This window comes from Haloferula sp. BvORR071 (assembly GCF_000739615.1).
Classification (GTDB): domain Bacteria; phylum Verrucomicrobiota; class Verrucomicrobiia; order Verrucomicrobiales; family Akkermansiaceae; genus Haloferula.
The window spans coordinates 61,721-84,735 of the sequence record NZ_BATP01000032.1 but is presented as its reverse complement, the minus strand read 5'-3'; the positions used below and the strand labels follow the sequence as shown (position 1 = coordinate 84,735).

The 23,015-nt window shown below is 63.1% G+C and carries 16 protein-coding genes; 4 read left to right on the top strand and 12 right to left on the bottom strand.

The window, feature by feature from the left end:
- Positions 1–9: 9 nt before the first annotated feature.
- From BV071_RS18205 to BV071_RS18185, 5 genes are all read right to left on the bottom strand, one after another.
- Positions 10–2,055 (bottom strand): PDZ domain-containing protein, encoded by a 2,046-nt coding sequence (locus BV071_RS18205; protein WP_265594581.1) that lies wholly within the window; start codon positions 2,053–2,055, stop codon positions 10–12.
- A 144-nt stretch (positions 2,056–2,199) separates the two neighbouring features.
- A complete protein-coding gene (locus BV071_RS18200; RefSeq protein WP_035610309.1) occupies positions 2,200–4,452 on the bottom strand; it encodes a right-handed parallel beta-helix repeat-containing protein in 2,253 nt (750 codons plus the stop codon).
- A 65-nt stretch (positions 4,453–4,517) separates the two neighbouring features.
- Entirely contained in the window at positions 4,518–6,098 is a 1,581-nt protein-coding gene (locus BV071_RS34850; protein ID WP_081886076.1) for a LamG-like jellyroll fold domain-containing protein, read from the bottom strand.
- Positions 6,099–6,411: 313 nt separating this feature from the next.
- Positions 6,412–7,158 carry a helix-turn-helix transcriptional regulator gene (locus BV071_RS33235; protein WP_052573531.1) on the bottom strand — a complete coding sequence of 249 codons (747 nt, stop codon included), beginning with the start codon at positions 7,156–7,158 and terminating at the stop codon, positions 6,412–6,414.
- A gap of 148 nt (positions 7,159–7,306) precedes the next feature.
- Positions 7,307–7,690, bottom strand: a complete 384-nt coding sequence (locus tag BV071_RS18185; protein WP_035610303.1) for a response regulator — start codon at positions 7,688–7,690, stop codon at positions 7,307–7,309.
- A 126-nt stretch (positions 7,691–7,816) separates the two neighbouring features.
- Between BV071_RS18185 and BV071_RS18180 the strand changes: the two genes are divergently transcribed.
- Together BV071_RS18180 and BV071_RS18175 are read left to right on the top strand one after the other, a co-directional pair.
- A complete protein-coding gene (locus tag BV071_RS18180) occupies positions 7,817–8,017 on the top strand; it encodes a hypothetical protein (RefSeq protein WP_035610301.1) in 201 nt (66 codons plus the stop codon).
- A 107-nt stretch (positions 8,018–8,124) separates the two neighbouring features.
- Positions 8,125–9,435 carry a hypothetical protein gene (locus tag BV071_RS18175; protein WP_265594580.1) on the top strand — a complete coding sequence of 437 codons (1,311 nt, stop codon included), beginning with the start codon at positions 8,125–8,127 and terminating at the stop codon, positions 9,433–9,435.
- Positions 9,436–9,517: 82 nt separating this feature from the next.
- On the opposite strand, the gene BV071_RS18170 is transcribed toward BV071_RS18175, so the two are convergent.
- Positions 9,518–10,144, bottom strand: a complete 627-nt coding sequence (locus tag BV071_RS18170; RefSeq protein WP_035610297.1) for a superoxide dismutase — start codon at positions 10,142–10,144, stop codon at positions 9,518–9,520.
- Positions 10,145–10,258: 114 nt separating this feature from the next.
- On the opposite strand from BV071_RS18170, the gene BV071_RS18165 reads away from it, so the two are divergent.
- Positions 10,259–10,876 carry a hypothetical protein gene (locus BV071_RS18165; RefSeq protein WP_035610294.1) on the top strand — a complete coding sequence of 206 codons (618 nt, stop codon included), beginning with the start codon at positions 10,259–10,261 and terminating at the stop codon, positions 10,874–10,876.
- A 5-nt stretch (positions 10,877–10,881) separates the two neighbouring features.
- Here BV071_RS18165 and BV071_RS18160 read toward each other — a convergent pair whose 3' ends face one another.
- Positions 10,882–11,331 carry a type II secretion system protein gene (locus BV071_RS18160; RefSeq protein WP_035610291.1) on the bottom strand — a complete coding sequence of 150 codons (450 nt, stop codon included), beginning with the start codon at positions 11,329–11,331 and terminating at the stop codon, positions 10,882–10,884.
- Positions 11,332–11,385: 54 nt separating this feature from the next.
- A complete protein-coding gene (locus tag BV071_RS18155; RefSeq protein WP_035610288.1) occupies positions 11,386–12,387 on the bottom strand; it encodes an amidohydrolase family protein in 1,002 nt (333 codons plus the stop codon).
- Positions 12,388–12,507: 120 nt separating this feature from the next.
- On the opposite strand from BV071_RS18155, the gene BV071_RS18150 reads away from it, so the two are divergent.
- Positions 12,508–14,520 carry a SpoIIE family protein phosphatase gene (locus BV071_RS18150; protein ID WP_081886075.1) on the top strand — a complete coding sequence of 671 codons (2,013 nt, stop codon included), beginning with the start codon at positions 12,508–12,510 and terminating at the stop codon, positions 14,518–14,520.
- Here the strand turns inward: BV071_RS18150 and BV071_RS18145 are convergent.
- The 4 genes from BV071_RS18145 to BV071_RS35505 form a co-directional block, all read right to left on the bottom strand.
- Positions 14,517–19,616 carry a DNA repair ATPase gene (locus BV071_RS18145; RefSeq protein WP_052573530.1) on the bottom strand — a complete coding sequence of 1,700 codons (5,100 nt, stop codon included), beginning with the start codon at positions 19,614–19,616 and terminating at the stop codon, positions 14,517–14,519. The genes BV071_RS18150 and BV071_RS18145 overlap by 4 nt on opposite strands.
- A 70-nt stretch (positions 19,617–19,686) precedes the next feature.
- Positions 19,687–20,061, bottom strand: coding sequence for a GxxExxY protein (locus BV071_RS18140; RefSeq protein ID WP_265594579.1), 375 nt, complete (start codon positions 20,059–20,061; stop codon positions 19,687–19,689).
- 43 nt (positions 20,062–20,104) lie between these two features.
- On the bottom strand, positions 20,105–22,171 hold the full coding sequence (locus tag BV071_RS18135) for a hypothetical protein (protein ID WP_035610283.1): 2,067 nt from the start codon (positions 22,169–22,171) through the stop codon (positions 20,105–20,107).
- Positions 22,172–22,200: 29 nt separating this feature from the next.
- Positions 22,201–22,986, bottom strand: coding sequence for a hypothetical protein (locus tag BV071_RS35505; RefSeq protein ID WP_265594578.1), 786 nt, complete (start codon positions 22,984–22,986; stop codon positions 22,201–22,203).
- Positions 22,987–23,015: the final 29 nt, after the last annotated feature.

Here is a 23,015-nt window from a genome sequence, read left to right as displayed (position 1 = left end):
TCGTGGATCTTACCAGCGCGGTTCGATTTCCAGGAACTGGGTGCGGGGGCCGCGGCGGATGCCGAAGACCACGCTGCGCGGTTTGGTTTCGCGCAGGCTGTTCAGCTTGGTCTTGAGGGTATCGATGTCGTTGGTGGGCGTGCCGTCGATGGTGAGGATGGTGTCCTCGATCGCAAGACCACCCAGAGCAGCCCAGCCGCTCGGCTCAACCTTGAGCACAGAAACGCCGGCGGGCTCTTCGCCCTGCTGCTCCTTCAAACGGTCGCGCTGGCTGGTGGAGAGCTGGCGGGCGGTGAACTCGAAGAGCTCGTCCTTGTGCTCGTTCAGCTCGCTGTCGTCGATCGGGCGCTTGGCCAGGGAGACCGACCACTTCTGCGGCTGGCCATCGCGGATGCCTTCGAGCTCGACGCTCGCGTCGGTGGGATAGGCGAGGATCAGCTCGGGGAGGACTTCAGCGTCTTCGGGGCGGCGGGCGTTGATCACCTTGCCATCGAGCTTGAGCAGGAGATCGCCTTCCTTGAGGCCGGCCTTCTTCGCGGGGGAATCCGGGGCCAGTCCGATGACGCGGACACCCTTCTTGCCGGGGATGCCGAGCGCGGTGGAGAGTTCATCGGTGATCACCTGCGTGGCTGCACCCAGGTAGGCCTTGTCCGCCAAGCGTGGGCGGACGGGATCCTTTGCGGTGCCGACCTTGACCACCGTGGCGAGCTGCTGGCCATCGCGCTCGAATTCCACCAGCACCGGCTTCGGTTCACTGGCTCCTTGGGTGAGGTCCTTGGTGACCTGCTGCAATTCGGCGCGGTTTTTCACGACCTTGCCACCGACGCGCACGATCACGTCCGAGCCGCGGAGAGGCGGCTTCGCCTCGGAGGAAGGCCCGCCGCCGCGCACGGTATCGACCAGCACGCCATCCTTGCTGTCGCGGAACTTCTCAAGCGCGGCCACCGTGGTGAAGTCGCGGGCGGTGAAGCCCCACTCGCGGAGCTCGTCCTCCTTGCCCATGGTCGCCTCGCGGACCACCGTGGTAAGCTCCCAAGTCTGGGGCTTGCCATCGCGCTTGCCGGAAAGGGTCACCTTGGTGCCCGGGACGGTGCCGAGGACCATTGCGTTGAAGGTCGGCAGGTCCTCCGCCGCGTGGCAATCCGGCAGCACGGTGCCGTTGTAATTGGTGATGAAATCGCCGGGTTTGATGCCCGCCTTCGCTGCCGGGCTGTCTTTCCAGACGGAGGCCACCAGCGCGCCCTTCTCGTCATCCATGCTGCGCAGCAGCGGCTGGACCTCCAAGCCGATCCAGCTGCGGGTCACGCTGCCTTTCTCGATCAGCTCCGCGGCGACCTTCTTCGCGAGGTTCGAGGGGATCGCACCACCGAGGCTGGCGATGCCCACCTCATTCACGCCGACGATCTCGCCAGCGGGATTGACCAAGGGGCCGCCGCTGTTGCCGGGGTAGATCACAGCATCGTGGCCGATCCAGCGGACCAGCTCACCGACGCTCTCGCCATCGAGAGTCATGGAGATCTGGTGCTTCGGCACGATCATCTCGGTGTTTGCTACGATGCCGCGGGTGATCGATTGGGAAAGGCCACCGGGGCTGCCCATCGCGAGCACCGTATCGCCGACCTTGAGCTTGTCGGAATCCCCGAAGCTGGCGACAGCGAGCGGCTGGTCCTTCAAACGGCGCGTGGAAAGATCGAGCTTCAGGATGGCGAGGTCCGCCAGCGCGTCGGTACCGACCAAGGTGGCGTCGACTTCCTCCCGGTTCGAGAGCGAACAGACGAAGCGGGTGCCGCGGCCGGCCACATGATGGTTCGTGAGCACGTGACCTTCCGCCGAAATGATTGCGCCGCTACCGCTGCCCTGCAGCTTGCGCATCCGGCCATCCATTCCCTCCTCCATCACCACGTAGATGCGCACCAGCGTGGGATACATCTTGTTGATCGCATCCTGCAGCTCCGCGGCGGGTGCCGGCGGGGTGGCGGTGGCCTCCGCGAGCGCCGGCTGGGCGGTGGCGAGGGCAAGCAAGAGCAGGGCGGCACGGTGGGAAGGAAAGGTCATGGCGGTTCTAGAGTGCGCCATGTAGCGCCCCGGTCCAGCCAGCTTGTTCAAGTATTCCCCCGGAATCTCCGCGGAATACCCTTGAAACGCGCGGATTAGCGCGTTCCCGCCAGCATCCGCCAGCATCCGCCAGCTTGGGATCACTCAAGGCGGCGAACAACCTGTCCGCGTGGCGCCGGTCGCTGAATAATCGCCGGCCGTATTGCTGAAGACGCAGCAGCCGGAGATCACGCCACCGCTGCTCAAGTTGACCTTGATCCCGAAACCCGTATTGAAGCTCGCCGAGCAGTTCGTGACAGAGGTAGCCGTAATCCCATCACTCCCACTGCCAGAGGCGACGCAGCGGGAAACACTAACGGCACTGATACCGGCCCCGCCTACCGTCGAGACATGACAGTCGACCACGCTGCCGAAGGTGCTCTCAATCCCGTAGGATTTGCAGTAAGTCACCTGACAATTCGAGACGCTTTGGGCGTTGATCCCAATCCCGTCGTTGCAGGCGACGACGCAGTTCGAAACGCGGCTATACGGCGCATAAATGCCAGCACCGTTGTAGGTGCAAGACACCTGATCGATGAACGCACTATGCCGCTGGCTGGGGCCGCCACTTGTGATAGCGGAGGACCGGCAACCGCGAATGGTCAGGTTATAGAATTGTCCGCCGGACCGGGAGTCATTGTTGATGCCGTAGACGAAGCCCGATTGGGTGATCGACCAGTTGCTGGTCCAGTCACCGGTGAAAGTGGAGGCCCCGGCGATGATACCGTTCTTCACTGTCACATTGGTGTTGTCGAAGGGAATCGAGACGGCGCTGCCCGCTGAACCCGGGGCTGAGCTGAGCGTGAAACCGTTCAGGTCGATGGTGACGTCGCTAGCCCCGACGTTGATCGCATTGCCCAAACCGGTATGCTGGAGATTGCCCTGCAAATAGTAGCTTCCCGATGTGCTAATCGCGAATGGCAAGGAGGTGATGGGAATGCGGTTGTCCTTCGCCGCCACCAGTGCGGTCGTGGCACCCTGAATGGCTGTCACCGCGGTCTGTGTGGTCGAGGTGGTGGAGGCGATCGCTTCAAAGGATGGAGTCAGGGTGTCGAAGCCGGTGCCACTGCCATCGGCCCTGGAGCCGACCGAGTTCGCGATGCGGGAAGCGGAGATTGTCGTCGCCGGGCCGGAAGTCACCGAGCAATCGGTCACCACCCCGGCGCGGATTCCCAGATTCCCTGCGACCCTGACCGAGCAGGCTTGGACAATGCTCGATTGATCGGTGCCCAGATCGATCCCGTAGCCCTTGATCCCGGTGATCGAGATACCGGAGACTTGGACCGATTTCGGTGCAAGGGAGCGCCAGTTGATGCCACCGTCGAAGCCGGGCCCATTGGAGAAGGTGCCACCGCTGTAGGTGGTGCCGCTGCGGATATTGCCATTCGAGATGGAGACCCGCTGCACATCGCTGCCCAGACTGATCGCATCTCCGGTAGCGGTGGGAGCGGTGGACGCGATGGTAAAGCCATTCAGGTCGAGGCTGACATCGCTGACCGTGATCGAGATGCCGTTCCCGGTGGTAACGCTCAGATTACCCATCAAAACGTAGGAGCCCGGGGTGCCGATCGCCACCGCGGTGCTGCCACCGGGAATCTGGATGCGCTTGTCGGCCGCGGCTCCCAGGCTTTCCAAGGATGTGCCGCCTTGGACGATTCCGGTGCCGGTGCCGTCCACCCGGGCGCCGACGGAGTTCGCCACGCGTTCTGCCGAGATCGAAGTCGAGGCGGCATTGGTGACCGAGCAGTTCGAAACCACCCCCGCGCGGATGCCGATGCCAACCACGTCCCGCACCGTGCAGCCTTCGACGATTGAGGAGTTGTTGACCGCACTGCCCACCACGATTCCTTCACCGGGCACCCCGGTCACCGAGATCCCGCTGATTCGGCAGGCGGTAGGACTGGCGTTCGCCCAATTGATGCCACTGTAGAAACCGGGCCCCGATGAAATGACATTCCCCGTGAAGGTCGCTCCGCTCCGGATGTGGCCATTTGAAATGCTCACGCGCTTGCGGGTGCCGATGAAGCTGATGCCGTAGTTGCCAGCGGTCGGATTATTAGAGGAGATGGTGTAGCCGTTCAGGTCCAGCGTCACATCGTCCGCCTCGATGTTGATGCCATTGCCGGTGGCCACATCGACATTCCCGGTGAGGTAGTAACTTCCCGGCTGAGTGATCGTGAAGTGAGGGCCTGCGATGGACGGCTCCGGGCTCTTGGGAATGGGAATGCGAGCCTCAAGCTGGTCCAAGGTCTTCATGCCGGGCACGGGCGGTCCCGCCGGCGGAGCGAGAGGACCTTGGGCAAGGAGGGCGCAGGAGGTCGAAAGCAGGACGGCTGCAAAAAGGGTCCGGGTTTTCATGATACTTTGCCGTTCGGGTGAACGAGGCCGATGCCGCACTGGAACTGGAAGTGCGGTGGTGAGCTTCAAGGTTGGAGTGGCTTGGCGGATTGGACGCGAAGGAAGTTCCGGGAAGCGGGTTGCACGCCGATGGTTTGGCTGGTGGTCGTGGCATTGGCGGCACCCGCGAAGAATCCGGTGTCGTGATACCAAGGTGCACCGCCAAGGTCGGGCGAGGTCTCCAGACGGTAGAGACGCCGGGGTGAACTGGTGAAGGTCACGTCCCAAGTATTGTAGCCGCTGTTCGGGAAGAATTGTACGCTCTGGCTGGTGATCCTCAGGCGGCTTGCGCTGTCATTGGGATCGCTGTCGGCGAGATTCTCATCCTTGTCGGAGATGCCGTCTTTGTCCGCGTCGCTGGTACCGGTGGCGGTGGTGAGGTTGCCGAACTTTTCAATCTCCCAAGAGTCAGTGATGCCATCGGCATCACTATCCCGGCCATAGAGTGTGGCGGTCTTGAGAGTCTCCAGATTGATCCAGCCGACATTGGCACCCCAAGCGTAGCCGGAGAATTGGCCGGTCAGCAGGTCGAAGCGCGGACGGTAGGCATCGCCCGGTGGACGAGGTGCGCCGTTGCTACCGGTGCCGAAGTTGATCCAGCCCAAGTTCGCGGCCCAAGCGAGACCGGAAAGATTGCCGGTACCGTCGTGGTTAACGCCGCTGTCGCTGCCAAGGGTGTTCGTGTAGCGGAGGCCATTCGCGGGGCTGCCATTGCCGAAATTGATCCAGCCGCAGTTCGCGCTGTGGGCATAGCCGGAGCAGGCATACTCGCCGATGACCAAGCCGCTGTGCGGGGGCCGCGCATGAATCCAGCCGATATTCGCGCCGTGAACGTAGGGGGAACCCGCGGCGATGGTACTGGGCACGCCGGGTGGCCGGATTCCGGCGGGCTGCGGGCCGCCGAGCGAGGCGATGTCCGCAGGGCTGAGTTCCTCGCCCCAGAGGGCGAAGGAGCCGAGCTTGGCAGGCTTCAGGTCGCCGCCTCCGGCAGTATCGTCCGAGAAGAGATGGAAGGTGGATTGCAGGGACAACACTCCATTGAAGGCTGCAGTACGCGGCGCACCGTTCGGGGTGCCATTGATGTAGAGACGCATCGTGGTCCCGCCACCCGCGCCATCGTTTCCGCAGGTGATCGCGAGGCGGTACCAGGTATTCACCGCAATGGCACCCACCGAGCTGAGTCCGGCATTCACGCTGCCGGACAGGTTATTCGAGGAAAAGACGTAGACCGAAACGTCGGTGTTGTTCAGCGGATTGAGTTGGAGAAGCCCGGAGTAGGGTTGCATGGCGTCCAGCTTCACGTCCATTACCACCGTCCAGCGGTTGCTGCGGGTGGCTCCGGGTCCACCATTCACGCCGACGGAATTTGTGACCGTCAGGCGCTTGGCGGATGTGGTGAAGGGCTGGGTCTGGAGGAACTGGAAACCGCTGCCATCCCCGCTGAACGAGTAGTCGGCTCCTGCCGCCAGGGTGGAGGCATCCAGAGCGGATCCGACATCCGCCGCCAGATTGCCATCAAGCTGCCAGAGGCCCGCCGGATGATCCAAGGCGCCCAAGGCTGGTAGAGCTCCCGACGCCGCGAGGGCGAGGACAGGTAGGATTCTCATGACCGATGATGATGGGAGCTTGGGTCGGAAACCGAAACCATGGGGAAGGAAGTCGTTGTCGCAGGGCGGTCACACGGCCCTTGGAAATACCTCGATGCAAAATCCGAAGGAGGGCTCTGAGGCTCCCGCGTCGCGCCGCCCGCCGTTTTGTTACGACGGGCGACACGTGTCAGGAGCTATGGACAGGTGCTCACCCGAGCCGTCCTGAAGTATCCGTGAGGGGGGAAAAACGGCCTTCGAGCCGATCAAGGTGAACAGTCGGAGCATGTTCACATTCAGTCCTCGTGAAAATACGCAGGACCGCGTACGCCGTTCACTCAGGCGTCAGGCCGCTGCGGACCGCCGCAGTCCGCGTTTCGGTGCGGGTCTTGCGGAGGATGTTCTGCACGTGCTTGTCGATCGTGCGCGGCGAGCAGCCGAGGATGATGGCGATTTCCGAGTTCCGCTTCCCTTCGCCAAGCCAGGAGAAGACTTCGGCCTCGCGGGCGGTCAGCAGGGATTCGCTGGCCGGTTGGACGACCCGGCTGATCTTATCCAACGCGCAGGCATTCCGGTGGGCGATCTGGATGTGCCGGATCGCGAGCGTCAGCAGCGTTTTCATGCGCTGCGGGATCGGGCGGTCGCGGTTGATGGTCAGGGCATTGATCCAGCCCGGGCGGGACAACAGCACATTGACCTGATGCTCGATCCCGTAGGGGCGGAAGATGTCGTGATAGAAATCCGTGCGGTGGAGCTGCCGGCGGCTGGCGAGATCGGAGATGTCCACCACCGGGCTCTTCCCACCGCCTCTAATGTAGCTGTAGATCGGGTTCTGCTGATAGACCTCCTGAAGCCGGCCAACGAAGCGCTCCAGTTCTGCGGGACCGATCTCCACATTGTGGTCGAAAGCGTAGAAGTCCCCCGCTTGGTCGATCTGGTCGAAGGCGATCGTCGCACCTGGCAGCAATTCCGAGGTCAGGCGGACCAAATGGCTGCCGAAGTCCGCCAGCGGCACTGCTTCCTGCAGGCCCGCAATGAAGTCGAGCAGGCGCAGGTAGTCCGAATGACGGAGGCGTTCCATGGAAGGGGAGAAGCCGCTACCCTAGACCAAGGGGGAAAATCGGCAAGGGAACCCGAAGTCCGGACGCAAAGAATCCGGGGAAATGGTCCCCGGATTCCGCAAAATCCAGACTAACAGGCGGTTAGAGAGCGGCTCCGTTCCCGCCACTTCAGCCTTTCTTCTCGCCGTAGCGGGAGAAGAGATCTTCCAGCCACTCCGTCTTCAGGGGCTTGGAAAGCAGGGTCACCGTGCCTTGGGGGATCAAGCGGTTGACCACCTGCACTTCCTGGGAGTCCAGGCTGTCGACCAAAGCCACCACCGGCACGACGTAGTGGGATTCCGATTCGATCAGCTTGCCGTAGAGCTGGTCGCCATCCATGTCCGGCAGTTTGAGGTCGAGCAGGATTAGGGCGAAGTCGTAACCGGAGGCCTGTGTAAGTGCCTCCTTCGCCGTCGCGGCGGTCATGTAATAGTAGCCTCCGTCCTTCAGGACTTTGGTGACTTGGCTGACGAGTTCTTCGTCGTCGTTGATCAGCAGGATCGGCTTCTTCATGGGATTAACCGCCACAATCGATAGCTTAAGAACCGAAGGCTGGCTTTTACGATCAGAGGGCTTGATTATACCAAAGTAGCGTCCCGCAAACTTGACCCCTCTTCCATTTTACGGGAAGCCAGAGGGATGAAGCGTTCCAGCCTGATCTTCATTTCCGCGCTTTTCGCCGCCCTGTCCTTCAGCTCCTGCACCACGGGTACCGAGGGTGTCCAACAGCGCCAAGACCGCCGGACGGAACGCTACAAGGAGGGCCAGACCCGCCAGGAGATCCGCGCCGATGCCCGGCAAGAGCGCACCGATGCTTGGTACGACCGGCACATGTATTGAAGCGGAGCAAGGAGCCGAGGCGCTGCTCAACCCGGCAGCGGGCGAAAGATAGATCGTGAAAACGGATCGGGATCTGATATGTGCCGGAGAAGAAGAAGTTCCAAGGCATGCCCCGACTCCGCCGTCGCCGTGATACGGAAAAGCACCCTTCCCGCAAGCGCGGCGGAAGCGGGCGATGGCCGCTACTCGCTTCGCTCGGACTTCACGGGAGCCTGCTGATCCTAGCCCTGCTGTGGGTGGTGAAGGGTCCAGTCCGGCCCCCACAGGAGAAGACTGTCGATTTCATGCCCAGCGGCGGTGGTGGTGGAGATGTCACTGCTCAGGAGCGCAGCATGCGCAAGCAGCACCGCGATTTCACCATGCGGCAGATGGAGCGCCTGGCGGTGAAGGGGGTGAGCGGAGACATCGCCCTACCCGAGGCCTTCGCTTCCACTCCTCTCAAGCCGCTCTACCAACTGCCCACGGCGAGCGTCAGCCGCGGTCAAGGCGGCGAAGGCGCTGGTGGTGGGCGCGGAGCCGGACAGGGCCGCGGCTATGGGAACGGCATTGGGATTGGTTCCGGGAAGGGCTCGGGGGCCTCGAATCCTTTCGGGATGATGGATGCCTCCAGCGGGCTGAGCGGAACCTTCTACAATCTCAAGCGGCGTAACGACGGGGCATTCCTCAACACCTCTTTCTACGACTATCACCGCATCGTCCACGAGTTCGTGAGCGGTGACTGGCACGCCAATGGCCTGGAGAAATTCTTCCAAGCACCGCGGAAGCTCTACCTCACCCATCTCTACATGCCGGCCGCCCGCGCCCACAGTGCGCCGGCCGCCTTCGGGCAAACTCCCGATGACTCCCCTGCTTGGATGGTGGTCTATCGCGGCACGGTCACCGCGCCGAAGACCGGCAAGTTCCGCTTTGTGGGTGCCGGTGATGATACCCTGGTGGTCCGCTTCGGGGGGAAGGTCGTCTTCGACTACGGTTACTTCAGGGCGACGAATCCGGACGCGCCCGAGCTCCGGCGGCCCGTCCTTCCGGTCCCCGGGCGGAAGCTCGCAAAGCCCTTCTCGGAGCAGGAACCTGAGACCCCGCCGCCGAGCCCGCCCGAGAAGAAATACCGCTACGCCACCACCATCGACTGGAACCGATATCTGGGCGGGATGGCCATTGGCGCCGAATTCGAGGCAGTCGAGGGCAAGACCTATCCGGTGGAGATCGTGATCAGCGAAGGCCAAGGCTCGCTCTTCGCCGCCGCGCTGCTGATCGAAGAGGCTGGTGCCTCACCCGTTCTGACACGGGACGGTGCGCCGATCCTCCCGCTCTTCCGGACCGAACTGACCACACCACCAGCCGCCAGATCAGACAATGCCCCACCCTACGATCCTGCCGGGCCGGTATGGCGGATCGTCAAAGGAAGGGAGGGGATTTGAGGCGGTAGCCCTGCCGCCCACATAAGAAACCGGCAGCCAGGGTGTCCCGGCTGCCGGCTTGGTAAAAACGATGCGGAAGGGCTCAGGCGGCCGCGAAATTCGCAGCGACCACGTCCCAGTTCACCACGTTCCAGAAGGCGGTGATGTAGTCCGGGCGGCGGTTCTGGTAGTGGAGGTAGTAGGCGTGCTCCCAGACATCGAGACCGAGCAGCGGGGTCGCGCCCTTGGTGCCACCGAAATCAGGGCCCATGGTCGGGTTGTCCTGGTTGGCGGTGGAGGAGATCGCGAGACCATCGGCGGTCTTGGAGAGCCAGGCCCAGCCGGAGCCGAAGCGGGTGGTGGCAGCCTTGGCGAAGGCTTCCTTGAAAGCATCAAGGGAACCGAAAGCCTTGTCGATGGCAGCGGCCAGCTCGCCGGAGGGAGCCTTGGCACCACCGGGGGCGATGACCTTCCAGAAGAGGGAATGGTTGACGTGACCGCCGGCGTTGTTGCGGACAGCCGTACGGATGTCATCCGGCACCGCGCCGAGGTCCTTGATGAGGTCATCGGCGCTCTTCGCCTCGAGATCGGCCTTGCCGGCGACGGCGGCATTCAGATTGGTGACGTAGGCGTTGTGGTGCTTGCCGTGGTGGATCTCCATGGTCCGCGCGTCGATGTGCGGTTCCAGGGCATCGAGGGAGTATCCGAGTGGAGGAAGCGTATAGGCCATGATCGTGAGTCGGTTTGATTTGCGTTCGCGCGGTCCGGCGGGTAGTGCCGTCGGGCGGCTGCGACGGACCCAAGCTTGCGCCGGGTCCGGGCATCCGCAAGGAACAATCCGAACATGCCGCTCGAAGTCAAAGACGCCCTCTCCTGGATCATCGGAGCCCTCGTCGTGGGTTTCCTGGCCGGAACCCTGTTTGCCTGGTTGGTCGCCTCCCTGCGCCGGACGCGGCTGGAGGAGCGCCTGAAGGCGGCGGAGCGCCAGAATACCGAGTTGGCCGCCCGCCACGCCGAGGCCAGCTCCGAAGCCGGCCAGCATGAGGCGAATGCGCAGGCGCTGCGTACGCAGCTTGCCGAGCTGCGGGTCCGCGTGGAGGAAGGCAGCCGCTCCCTCTCAGAAAAACAGGAATTGCTCACCCAGGCCGAGCAGCGACGGGTCTCGCTGGAGACCCTGCTCAAGCCGGTCGCCGAGACGATCGGCAAATTCGACGGCCGGCTCGGGGACATGGAAAAGGCCCGCGGGGCCGCCCATGCGGAGATGCAGGCTCAGCTTCAAATCCTGGCAGCACTCGCCGGGCAACTCGGCGAGCTGGGATATTCCCTCGAACAGGCGCGGGACGGAGCCCTGCCCGCGATCAGCGCGGTGTCGGCCTTCGGGGAGGATTTCGGCTTTGTGCCGGATCCCCAGCAGCAGGCCTCATCCGCCGCCTCCGATCTGCGCTCCGCGCTCGAAGGCTGAGATGGTCACCAATCCAAGCTGAGGTCCGGAGCGTGGCTCTCCAGGGCGTTCAGCGAGCAGTTGATGTAGAGCTGGCCGGGGAGCGGGAATACATCCGCGTGAGCGCGGACGTAGTGACCACCACCCGCGCAGGCTTCCATGCCCTGGACCTCATCATAGGTCTTACCGCTGATGTAACCCTTGGCAAACATGTGCGCGGCAATGTCCTGGCTGCCGCCTTCGGCGTAGGGCATGCCACCGGCTTCGTAGCCGTAGAGATTCTGATACGAGCGGACGGAGGTCTGCACGTTGCGGATGGTGAGGATACAACCGGTGCGATCAGCGCCTTTTTTCCAAGCGCGGGCTCCGAGTATCAAGACAGTAGTCAACGAGAGGAGTACGGCGATCACTACGGTGAGTTCCAGTAGCGAGAAGCCGCTCCTCTTCGAAGACCGCAGGGGGGGTGCGGTTTTCATCAGTGGGGGGTTGTGGGGGTGAGAAAACCTTAGCATTCCCCCGCTCCAAGAACATCACGTGATCGCGGAAGCGTCCGAATTTGCGCCGCGGAGAACGCTGGCAGCGCGCGTGAAGGTCTCCGGCGGAAAGCCAAGCAGGTGCTTCAGCACGGCATCGCGCTCCAGTGGGTTGGCGATCGCGGCGGTGACGCGGAAATCTTCCCACGAGAGCATCCCGAAGGCCCAGGGCAGCAAACCGCTGGAAGGCACAGGCAGATCGCTGCCGTGGAGGACGCGGTCCACCATCGGCGTGGCGTTGAGGCGCCTCAGGGCGGAGGGCCGCAGGCGGAAATTGAGGGCGGCCAGGGCGCTGTTGTCGCCGTAGAGATTCGGGTACTTCGCGAGCATGCTGGCGAAGACATCGAGGTAATCCGGATCCAGCAGCATCATGCCGGTGCCAGAGTGGGCGGCGATGCAGGTGACACCGATCTCCAGCGGCAGCTCCAGCACTTGCGGTGAGGCGAGCTTGTGATCCATGACCGGCATGGTGCGCTCGCTGCCGGTGTGGGCCAGCAGCGGGAGACCGGCCTCGGCCATGCGCTCAAGGAAGGCGGTGTAGCGGGGGTTATTCCAATCGATGCCCTGCACGTTAGGCAGGCACTTGAGCGCGGCGGCACCACCGGCGAGGGATTTCTCCAGCTCCTCCATGGCGTCCTTGCGCGCGGGATGGATGGAGACGGCGGCAAGGAACTCCGGATGCTGCTGCGCAAGCTTCAGCACGTAGTCATTTGGCACGTAGAGCGAGGAGCGCTCCGGCAAGGGCGTGCCGTCTTCGAGGTGCGGCAGCTCGTGGGCCAGGAGCATCGCCCGGTCGATCGACTCCGCGCTGCGGACGTATTCGAGGACCCGGCCGGCATAGACGGCATCAAAGTCCGGACCGTGGAGGTCGCGGGTAGTGAGGCCGACGGCTTTGGTCATCATGGGCTCGCCGAAGCGGGTCAGGCCCTTCGGCCGGTACCAGCAGCCGGTGCCACCCGTGCCGGTGCCGACGATGTGGACATGACAATCGATGCGCATGAGCAGTTGTTAGGAAAAATCCGGCCGTATCACAAGACGCGGCGCTTCCGGCGTCGAGTCGGGACTTCCCGCTTGTGGCGGGGCGCGCCATGGGGCTACCAATGAGAAGCCCCAAAAGCTGTGGCTACCCCTCCCACCAATTCCGTCAGGTCCCGCCTGCGCCAGGTGGTCGCCCGCCTCTCCGGCTTGCGCACCCGCTTGCTGGTGCTGGTCCTGCTTGGCGTCCTGCCGGCGTTCATCCTGACGCTCTACACGGCGGCAGAGCAGCGCAAGCGGGCCGCGGCCGATGTCCAGTCCGATGCCTTGCGGCTGGCGCGGCTCGCCTCGGCGCAGCAAGAGCGCATGATCGAGGGCTCGCACCAGCTGCTGGTGATGATGGCGCGGCTGCCCGAGCTGCGCGGGGATGATCCGGCGGCCGCGAGCGCCATGCTGGCAGACCTGCTGCGCCAATATCCGATTTATCTGAACTTCGGGGTCATCGAAATGGACGGTCGCCCCTTTGCCAGCGGCGTGCCCTTGCCGCCGGGCCTCAACTTGGCGGACCGCGGTTACTTCCAGCGCGCCGTGCGAACCGGAGGCTTTGCCATGGGTGAGTACCAGATCGGCCGGATCACGGGCAAGGCGAGCGTCAACTTCGGCTATCCGCTCAGGGACGAGGCCGGCAAGATCCGCCGGATCGTCTTCACCGCCCTGGATCTGTCGTGGATGGAGCGGCTCGCCGCGGAGGCGGAACTGGCCGAAGGCGGCACGCTGACGGTGGTCGATGGCGACGGCACCGTCCTGGTGCACTGGCCCGATCCGGAAAGCCAGCGCGGGAAATCGATGAAGGATCAACCGATCTGGGAATCCATCTCGAGACTGCACCACGGCACCTCCCAAGCGCTGGACTCGGCTGGCGTGCCACGCTTGTTCGCCTTCACCCAATTGCGCGGTGCGGAGGGCTCAGGCTTCGTCAGCGTGAACATCGGCGTGCCCACCGCAGTGGCCTACGCCGAGGCCAACCGGATCCTCAAACGCAACCTCAGCTTGCTGGGCTTGGCGGGGGGACTCGCCCTCGCCGCGGCGTGGTATGGCGCGGACTGGGTGATCCTGCGCCGGGTGAGGGCTCTGGTCCGCGCGACCGGACGACTCGAGGCAGGTGATCTCCGCGCGCGCTCTGAAATCCGCTACGGTCACGGGGAACTCGGAAAGCTGGCACATGCCTTTGACGCCATGGCGCTATCGCTCGAACAGCGCGGGACGGAGCGGGATCGAGCTGAGGCCGGGCTCAAGGAGCTGAACCTCGAACTGGAGCAACGGGTGGCGGAACGGACCGCCGAGCTGCGCGCGAAGAACGAGGAACTCGAGGCGGACCTGGCGCTCGCGCGGGAATTCCAGCTCGCGTGGCTGCCGGGGGAACAGCCCCATTTCCCACCTGAAGGCGTGGGCCCGAATCTCCTCTGCTTCCATCACGCCTACGAGGCCTCCGGCGCGGTCGGCGGCGACTTCTTCGCGATCCTGCCGCTATCCGAAACCCAGATTGGGGTGGCGATCTGCGATGCGATGGGCCACGGCGTGCGGGCCGCTTTGATCACGGCGATGATGCGCGGCTTGTTCGAGGAATTCCGGCAATTTGCCACCGATCCGGGCAGATTCATCACGGAGATCAACCGCGAGCTCGCCGGACTGCTCGGCGGCACGGAAACGACGCTGTTCGTCACGGCCTGCTATCTGGTGGTGGATGTGGAGAACGGCCGGGTGTTGCACGCCAATGCCGGCCATCCCTGGCCACTGCACCTGCAGCGCGCAACGGGGAATGTAGCCTCGCTGCGGCTTGAGAATATGCGAGCAGGCCCGGCACTCGGCCTGGTGCCGGGCGTGAAGTACCGCACCCAAGAGTGCCAGTTGGAAGCGGGGGATGCGCTGCTGCTTTTCACCGACGGGCTGTTCGAGATCAACGGTCCGGACGCGGAGGAGTACGGCATGGACCGGCTCAAGGAATCGATCGGCAGCCGACTCCCGCTGCCGACCGCACTGCTGCTCCAGGAGGTGCTCAGCGAAGTGCGCGAGTTTTCGCCAGCCCGGCGCTTCGACGATGATCTCTGCGTGGTGGGAATCGATTTGCTGGCGCAGGACCGCAGTGTTGGTGCTTAGCCCTGCTTCACGTCGGGATCGAAGGACAAGGACGGCTTTGCGGGGGCCTCCATCTGTTCGATGCTGTGGTTGTCGTCCTGCACCGGCACGACCTTGATATCCACCTGCACGGGCACAGCACGGAGACCCTCGATGATCTGGCGGAGCTGGCCGACGGTTTGCTCGGCGAGCGATTGCGGCTGGGCATAGCTGCGACCGGCTTGGGCGATGCCTTCCTTGATGGCTTCGAGGCCGTCGTTGAACTGCGTGAGCTGGGCGACCACGCGAGCTACCGGATCATTTTCACCGCCGGCACCGAAGACCTTGCGCTTGTTGAACTCCTTCTTGATCGATGCCCAGCGCGTGGCCTGGACTTCGTCGAGGAGGCCTTCCATCTCGTAAAACTTCAGCAGGTTCGCCTCCGCGGCGGTGGTGAGGTTCTGCGACTCGCTGCGGTAGTGGTCGACGACGATCTGGCGGACTTCCTCCGGGGTCATCAGCGGCAGGACCTTCTCCGCGATGCGGTTCATGTTGCGGTAAGAGCCTTGCAGCTTGAAGGACGGCTCGTTGCGATAAGCGTCTTCCTGCGCGGCGCTGGCGATATACTGCAGGTTCACCCGCAGGATGGTATCGCGCACGGCCAAGAGGTGCTTGGTCACGGCCAGCATCTCCTCGACCTCCGCAGGCGTGTAGTTGCCCTCGAAATCGGCACCGTCGCGGCTGCCGGTCTCGGCGTAGCGGATCAGCATCAGCACGTCCTTCTGCGAGCGGCTCGCGAGACGCGAGAGCGCGGCATTCGAGGTCAGCGCGTTCTCGATGTAGCTCGATTTGAAGGCTGCCTCGTGACCTCCGAGAATGTCGCCGAGGTTGTAGGTATCGGCGCGGTTCGCGAGCATGTCCGGGATCTGGAACTTGCCACCGCTCTCGGTGTAGGGGTTGCCCGCCATGACCACGGCGACCTTTCTACCACGGAGATCGTAGGTCCGCGCCTTGCCTTGCCACACGCCTTCGATCTTACGCTGGGCGTCGCAAAGGCTGATGAACTTCTGCAGGAACTCGGGATCGGTGTGCTGGATGTCGTCGAGATACAGCATCACGTTGTCGCCCATCTCCAGCGCGAGGTTGGCGCGCTCGACTTCCATGCGGGCAGAGGCGTTCGGAGCCTCTGCGGGGTCCAGGGAGAGCACTCGGTGGCCGAGTGCGGGACCGTTGATCTTCACGAAGGTGAGGCCGAGGCGATTGGCGACGTACTCCATGATCGTCGTCTTGCCGTAGCCGGGCGGCGAGATCAGCAGTAGCAGGCCCATGCGGTCGGTGCGGGTATTCGCACCGGCGGTGCCGAGCTGCTTGGCGAGGTTGTCGCCAATCAAGGGCAGATAGACATCGTTGATCAGACGGTTGCGGACGAAGGCGCTCATCACCTTCGGCTTGAACTCGTCCAGGCGCATCTGCTCGCGCTTGGCACAGGTGAGCTTGCTCTTGCGCTCGGCCAGCGCACGGAAGGCTGCGGCGTCGGTGCGCTCGTGGCGCTCCAAGCGATCGAGGAACTCGCTGTAGTGAACTTCCAAACCGCCATTGACGATGCGGGTGTGGCTCGAGCGCAAGCCTTCCACGTGGAAGGAAAGCGGCACAGACTTCACCGCGCGCTGCTCGAATCCACCGCGTGCGAGATGCACCGCGGCTTCGTCCATCACGGCATCGGCCAACTCCGGCGGGGTTCCTTGCAAGGCGTCGTTGCTGGCCGCGAAACCGGCGAGCCAATCGCGGGCGACTTCGTATTTCGCGGAAGGCGGCACCTCGTCACCGCCCAGCGATTCCTTGAACACCGCTTCCGCCCGCTTTGCGACCAAGCCCTGGTTGAGCGCCTTCACCAGCTCCGCTGCGGCTGAGGACACGATGAAGCTGCCTCCCGCGGCCAGTTCTTCCGCGAGGTATTCTGCAGCGTCCGACTCCTCTACGGTCTGGAACAGACCGTAGTCTCCGCGCCACTTGACGAAGGCCTCGGCGAGGCGCGCCTTCCAGCGCTCGGCTTCATCGCCGCCAGCAAACAAACTACGACGCTTCCCGTAGGAGGCTAACTGGGCCGCGAGCCGGGCCTTGCCGGAATCTTCCCAGGAATCCCAGAACAACAACGCGGCAGCACGCTCGGCGGGACCGAAGCGCAAGAGGCCTGCCTCCGCGTGAATCGTCAAAAGCTGGGCAAGAATCTTCGCCGCATCTTCATCGTGCACGCCCTTGGTGTAGCCCTCCGCATAGCGTGGCTGCATGAAGGCCTGGATGTCTTCCAGAAGCAAGGTGCCCCGCGCCTCCCCGGGTCGGCCGGGCGCGTCCGCTTCCAGGAAACGCCAGGCCAGATACTCCGCACGCGCTACGCGTGGGCTTTCGCTCGGCACCTCCAGATCCCATGCCTCGCGGGCAGCGAGGAAGTCGGCATCAATAATCGGCTCGTAGAACTTGGTGCCGGTGAGGTGGAAGGCCATCGCGTCCTCATGGGGCACGATCGCCATCTCCAGCGGCTGGGTGTTCACGTTGAAGGCATTCTTGCCGAAGCGGATGACGTTCTCGCCGTCGACATAGAGATCCTTCTTGTCCTTGAGCTGGCGCACGCCGTCCTCGCGCAGGGTCTTGAGGCGGGTCTGGAGGTCGTCCGCCTTGACCGAATCTCCCAAGGCCTGCAACTGGCCGATCAGGTCGCGGACCTTCTCGATCATCGGGTCGGTCGCGAAGTAGGAGTGGATCTCCTCCACTTCCTTGAGCGACAAAACGCGGTTGCGGATACCGGCCAGGATGCGTTCGGCGGATTTGAACAAGGCTCCGGCGCGCTTGCCGCGGGCCTCCACGAGCTGCGTGCGGCGGCCTTCGAAGGCATCGTAGATCTCCTCGCGGCGGCTGGAGAGTTGCTCGATGTATTCGTCGAACTCGGCGAATCGGCCTTCGAGTTCTTCCACCTGAACCATCAGGCGGGTAAGCGATTCATCGCACTTCTCCGGCGTGTCACAGAGGTCGAGGTAGTTCGCCAGCGCCTGCGAAAGCAGCTTCATCTGCGCTGAGAACTGGGCCTCGCCCTCGCCGCGGGCGAGTTCCTTGCGCCGGTTGCGCAGCGAGCCGCGGGTGCCATTCAGACGGGCGTAGAGCGCGGAGATGCGCTCGATGATCGCAGTGGTCTGCGTGGCATCGGCGATCTTCAGGCCGCCGACGATTTCGATCAGCATCTCCAGCTCCGCTGCCGCCTGATCCAATGCAGTGGCCACTTCATCGGCCTCGGTGACCTTGGCGATCTTGGTGAGTGCCGCTTCCTGCGTGTCGATCGCCGCGGCATAAGACTTCAGCGATTCCTCGCCTAACAGGAATTCGACGGTCCGCGCGGACACGGCATCGGTGGTCTCCACGACCTCCTTCTCGAAGGCGGCGATGGCGACCGGATCTGCATAGCGGACATCGCGCAGGCCGATGATCTCGCCGCGCAGCTTGCGCAGGCCGGCAAGCTGGTGGACGAAGCCCTGCAGGGCATCCGGCGGCGAGTTCTTCGCCTCTCGGACCAGCTTCTCTACCGCGGTGTGAACTGCGGTGGTGCGCTCACTGGCGACAGCACGCAGCTTCTGGACCTTGTCGAATTCGCCGATGGCCGCTTCACCCGCCCGCTTGATCTCGCGCACCGGCGCGGCGAGCGACTGGCACTCGGCGCGGTCGAGCCAGAAGTAGGCATCCAGCAGGTCGCTGGAGCGCTTGACGATGTCCATGTAGAGGCCTGCGAAGGAGTCGTCCTTCTGCAGCAGCGTAAGTAGCTCGCGTGCCTCCGCCATGCCGCGGACCAGCTCGGGGTTGCCGACCTTGTAGAGGAAGGATTCCTTGTCGGTGGCGGCGGCGGCGCTGGTCTCATCGTCCAGGTACGGCGTTTGCCAGATCTGGAGGGCATGGTGCTTCTGGGCCTGATCCTCCTCACGAAAGAGCACGAGTTGACCATTGCCGAAGAGCGAGAAGCCGGAGCAGACGATCGGCGTCTCCACCGATTGCTTGATCCGGTTGTAGGAGAGCAGGACGTAGGTGCCCGCAGCACGGTTGTAGAAGGAGTAGAGGACGTCTTCACCGTTCGCGCTGGCGACCTTGCGCTCATAGCGCATGTCGAGCAGGCCGTGGTCGAAGGTCTTCACCTCGCCGCTCTGCAGCAGGTAGCCATTGGCAAAGATGACGCCCTGGTCATCCGGCAGCAGCACGCAGGAGTCTCCGATCGCATCAATGCGATGGACGGTCTTGGTCTTTTCGTTGAAGACGAGATGGCGGTGGAGCGACTCGCGGTAGGGCAGGATCCGCAATAGGATCAAAGAGCCGACGCAGGCGTAGAAGATCTCCGCGTCGTCGAGCGTTTGGTCGCTTTCGGTAACCGGCTCGGAGTAGATACCTTGGCCGCTGGCCGTATTGTCTTCGACCTTCACGGTCAGGTCGCCGCCGACGGTCTCGACGAAGACGCGGTCCTCGATCGAGATGTGCGGGTGCTCGCCGGAGCGATGCATTCCGCGGTGGACCCGCTTCCACTCGAACTCTTGCTGCGCGGGGAAGACGCACTCGTGGTCGAAGCGGTTGCCGATGTATTCAAGCTGGCCATCACCGGCGAAGCGCCACTTGAAGGCCTTGATGTCATCCACGGTCTTGCCGGCCCGCATCACCAGGTAGAGGTGCGGCCCGATGACCATGAACTTCAGGAAGACCGCCTCGCGGTAGTACTTGAAGAGGTAAGCGAAATCCTCGGCAAACTTCGGATCGCGCAGCACTTCTTCCACCGGCAACTGGGTGAAAGAGCGGCTCTCTGGATTGAAGTCGTAGGCAGCGAAGACGTCCTTGACGTCCGTCGTCTGCTTCAGGCCGAACTGGATGTTGTATCCGAAAAGGAAGCGACGCTTGCCGATCGCCACCAGGTCGCGGGCGATGCAGTTGTGCTCAGTCGACACACGCTCCGTGCCGAGCAGCGCGGTCTCGATCCCGCCGAAGACCTGCAGTCGTTCGGAGTTCAGGGCATCCAGGCCCGTCCGCAGGGTCGCGGCGTGCTTGTCCAACCGGGCGCGGATGACTTCATACGCGCCACCTTCGAGTTGGTCGGGCTTTGGGGGTTCTTCAGGCATGGAAATAGTTCAGGCAGAGGGAGGCACCACGAATCTCTCGAATCGAACGAATCTCTTGGAGAAGCGCCAGTCAGCGGACGATGCGCTCGTATTGGAGGTCCTTGGGCTTGCCGAAGTTCACGAGAATGCCCAATTGGAAGGAAGACGCCTTGAGGTAGTTGTGGACTTGAGCACGGTGTTCATCCGTGAGGCCGCTCACAGCTTTCAATTCAACGATGATCTTCGACCAAGCAACGACATCCGGCTCATACTTTTTGGTAAGCAAACGTCCCTTGTAGTAGATCTCCAGCTTCGGCTTGGCAACGAATGGGATGAGCCTACGGCTCAACTCGTCCTCCAGCGCTTCCTGGTAGACATCCTCCAGAAATCCGCTGCCCATCTCGTTATAGACCTCAAAGCACGCACCGATGATGTCGAAGGCTTCCTGCTTATAGATCAGCTCCATAATCCAAAGAGATTCGTTGGATTCGTCCGATTCGTGGTGCCACTTAACGAAGCACCTTGGCAGCCTTCTCATCGGCCAGGCCGAAGCGGTCGGCGGTGCCGAGGAAGGAGAGGAGCTTGCGGCGGGTGTCACCGGTGGCGTCGACCAGGAGCTTGCCGAGGACTCCGCTGACCGTGAGGTTCTTCACGTCTTCAGCGGTGACACCGAACTGGCCTGCCCATTCCTTGAGCTGCGCTTTGAAGTAGTCCGGGTCGCCGTTGAAGAAGGTGTCCTTCACGTCGCCGAGCACTTCGCTGTTCGCGACCATGCGGTCCACCGACTTGCCGCGCGAGATGGCACCGGCGATCTGGTCGAAGAACTTCCCTTCGCCACCGATGATCTCGATCTTGGCAGCCTTCATCGCTTCGCCCATGACGGAGGCTTGGGCCTGGGCAATGTCCCTCTGGATATTGATGCCAGCAAGGTCCACGGCCTTCTCCTTCTCCAGGCGCAGCTTGAATTCTTCGTGCGACTGGCCGGCGGATTCGAATAGCTTCATCGCCTCGGCCTTCTTGTTGATACCTTCCGCTTCCGCTTCGAACTTGAGGCGGTTCACTTCCGCATCCGCGGTGCCCTGCTTCTGGGTGGCATCGGCCTTCGCGATCATCACCTCGGCTTCGCCAAGGCCCACGGCAGCAGCTTCCTTCGCGGTGGCTTCCGCCAGCAACTTCTTGGCGGAGGCCTGCTTCTCGCTGGCAGCCTGCTCGGCTTCCGCGGAGATGACGACTTCCTCGGCCTTGAGTTCGGCCGACTTCTTCGAAGCCTCCGCCGCCTTCACGCGCTGATAGAGTTCTTGGTCGGCCTTCAGCTGAGCAGCCTGCTGGGTACCCTCGGCTTCCTTAACCTTGCGGATGACATCCTCCTGCGCGGCAGCCTCGGCCAAGGTGACCTTGACCTGCTTCGCGCGATCCGCGCCGGCGAAGGCCTCGGTGTCCTTGATGCGCTCTTGTTCGGCGACGACTAGCTTCTCGACCGCGACGCGTTCCTTGATGACGTCCTGGATGGCCTTCTTTTCCACTTCCACGGCCTTCTCCTTCTCGATGCCCTTGAGCGTGGTCACGCGCTCGCGCTCGATCGATTCGAGTTCCTGGTCGCGCTTCACGCGCTCCACTTCCACCACGTCGGTGCGCTCCTTGTTGCGCTGGGCCACGAGGACCTGGCGCTCCTTGTTCTGGGTGGCAACGTCGATTTCTTCCTGTGCGGAGATGCGGGCACGCTCGGCCTTCTGGCGCTCTTCCTCGCGGACCTTCTGGGTTTCCGCCTCTTCACGGGCACGCACGCTCTCGACCTCGCGCTTCTGCTTGGCCTCGGTTTCGGCGAGCTGGCGTTCAAGCTCAAGGATCGCCTCGCGGGTCTCGACGTCCTGCTGCTTGATGACCTTCTCCTTGTCGCGGACGATGTTGTTCGAAAGCTTCGCTTCAACCGCGGTCAGCTCGGTGATCTTCTTGATACCCTGCGCGTCGAGGATGTTCTCGGGGTCGAGCATCTCCAGCGGCGTCTGCTCCAGGTAGTCGATCGCAGCGTCGTCTAGGATGAAGCCGTTCAGGTTGGTGCCGATGATCTTGATGATCTCGTCACGGAAGGTCTCGCGCTCTTCATAGAGTTCAGTGAAGAGGAAGCGTTTGCCCACGGTCTTGAGCGCCTCGGAGAACTTGGGGTCGAAGAGGTCGCGGATCTCAGCCGCGCTGGAGGCGCGATCGCAACCCACGGATTGCGCCACACGCAGCACATCCTCCTCGGTCTGGTTGACCCGCACGAAGAAAGCGACCTTGATATCCGCGCGGATGTTATCCTTACAGATCAGGCCGTTCTTGCCGACGCGGTCGATTTCCACGCGCTTCAGGGAGATATCCATGCTCTCCATGCGCTCGACCACGGGGAACACGGTCATGCCGTTGAAGCTGACTTTAGTGCCGCGGGCGCCGGATTTGATCAGTGCCTGGCCACGTTGGGCCTTGCGGTAGAACATGGACATGACGACGGCGCTGCCGATGACAGCGACGAGAATGCCGCCGATGATGAGCGCGGTGAGTAGGGACGGGACGGCGAAGTCAGCAAGGATCGCAGACATTTGTTTTTATCGTTGTTGGGAGAGTTTTATCAGTGGGCGGAACGAACCACGTAGAGGCCGGAGTCTTCGTCGCGGCTCACTACAAGCACGTGGGCATTGCGCTCGATGGGTTCGCTGCCTTGGGCCAAGCGGGCACCTACGATGATCGGGGCACCGCGGTTATCGACCACCACCTGACCATACTTTTCATCGACCACGGCGGTGCGGACATAGCCGGTCCGGCCGATGAGAGGAGCTTCGGGCTCGGGGTCGTTTTGCAGGAACTTGAAGAGTGGCTTCAACGGCGTGAGCACCAGCCTTGTGAGAATGATGGCACTAATAAGAGCACCCAGGATTACCAAGGCACCACCCCAGCCGGTCGCACTCGGATTGAACCAGTAATTGCCAAGCATCGCGCCGCCCCAGATCAACAGGATCAGGACTGAGAGAACGCCCATCACGGGCATTTCCTCGGCATTGACGACTCGAAGCGCGCCTTGGAGCAGGTCCCCGAAGAAATGATGCTCACCGTCGCCATGATGATGGTGCCCGGTGGCGTGGCCGTGCCCGTTCGAGTGGCCAGGAGCATGCCCGTGATGCCCCGCGGCGCCATGGACCGGGCCGTGAGCGTGCCCATGCCCGTGACCGCCGTGGATCGGGCCATGATGCCCTCCGGCGTGACCATGGCCCGCGCCATGGTGGCCGCCGTGCGCATGGCCATGTCCATGGCCCGCGATCCCGATCAGAGTCAGCAGCCAGTAAAGGCCGACGGGCACCAACAGGATGGTCAACGGCAGCATCGCCGGGCTGGTGGCTAGGTCCCAAATTTCCTTCACGACGTCCGTATTTCACCGTATGGCCGCAG

Excerpts from the sequence above, each read along its gene's own strand:
- BV071_RS18170 (WP_035610297.1), bottom strand. The coding sequence starts at position 10,144 with ATGGCCTATACGCTTCCTCCACTCGGATACTCCCTCGATGCCCTGGAA.
- BV071_RS18180 (WP_035610301.1), top strand. The coding sequence starts at position 7,817 with ATGAAGCGTTCCAGCCTGATCTTCATTTCCGCGCTTTTCGCCGCCCTG.
- BV071_RS18205 (WP_265594581.1), bottom strand. The coding sequence starts at position 2,055 with ATGACCTTTCCTTCCCACCGTGCCGCCCTGCTCTTGCTTGCCCTCGCC.
- BV071_RS18140 (WP_265594579.1), bottom strand. The coding sequence starts at position 20,061 with ATGGAGCTGATCTATAAGCAGGAAGCCTTCGACATCATCGGTGCGTGC.
- BV071_RS18165 (WP_035610294.1), top strand. The coding sequence starts at position 10,259 with ATGCCGCTCGAAGTCAAAGACGCCCTCTCCTGGATCATCGGAGCCCTC.
- BV071_RS34850 (WP_081886076.1), bottom strand. The coding sequence starts at position 6,098 with ATGAGAATCCTACCTGTCCTCGCCCTCGCGGCGTCGGGAGCTCTACCA.
- BV071_RS18160 (WP_035610291.1), bottom strand. The coding sequence starts at position 11,331 with ATGAAAACCGCACCCCCCCTGCGGTCTTCGAAGAGGAGCGGCTTCTCG.
- BV071_RS33235 (WP_052573531.1), bottom strand. The coding sequence starts at position 7,158 with ATGGAACGCCTCCGTCATTCGGACTACCTGCGCCTGCTCGACTTCATT.
- BV071_RS18135 (WP_035610283.1), bottom strand. The coding sequence starts at position 22,171 with ATGTCTGCGATCCTTGCTGACTTCGCCGTCCCGTCCCTACTCACCGCG.
- BV071_RS18145 (WP_052573530.1), bottom strand. The coding sequence starts at position 19,616 with ATGCCTGAAGAACCCCCAAAGCCCGACCAACTCGAAGGTGGCGCGTAT.
- BV071_RS18200 (WP_035610309.1), bottom strand. The coding sequence starts at position 4,452 with ATGAAAACCCGGACCCTTTTTGCAGCCGTCCTGCTTTCGACCTCCTGC.
- BV071_RS18155 (WP_035610288.1), bottom strand. The coding sequence starts at position 12,387 with ATGCGCATCGATTGTCATGTCCACATCGTCGGCACCGGCACGGGTGGC.
- BV071_RS18175 (WP_265594580.1), top strand. The coding sequence starts at position 8,125 with ATGCCCCGACTCCGCCGTCGCCGTGATACGGAAAAGCACCCTTCCCGC.
- BV071_RS18185 (WP_035610303.1), bottom strand. The coding sequence starts at position 7,690 with ATGAAGAAGCCGATCCTGCTGATCAACGACGACGAAGAACTCGTCAGC.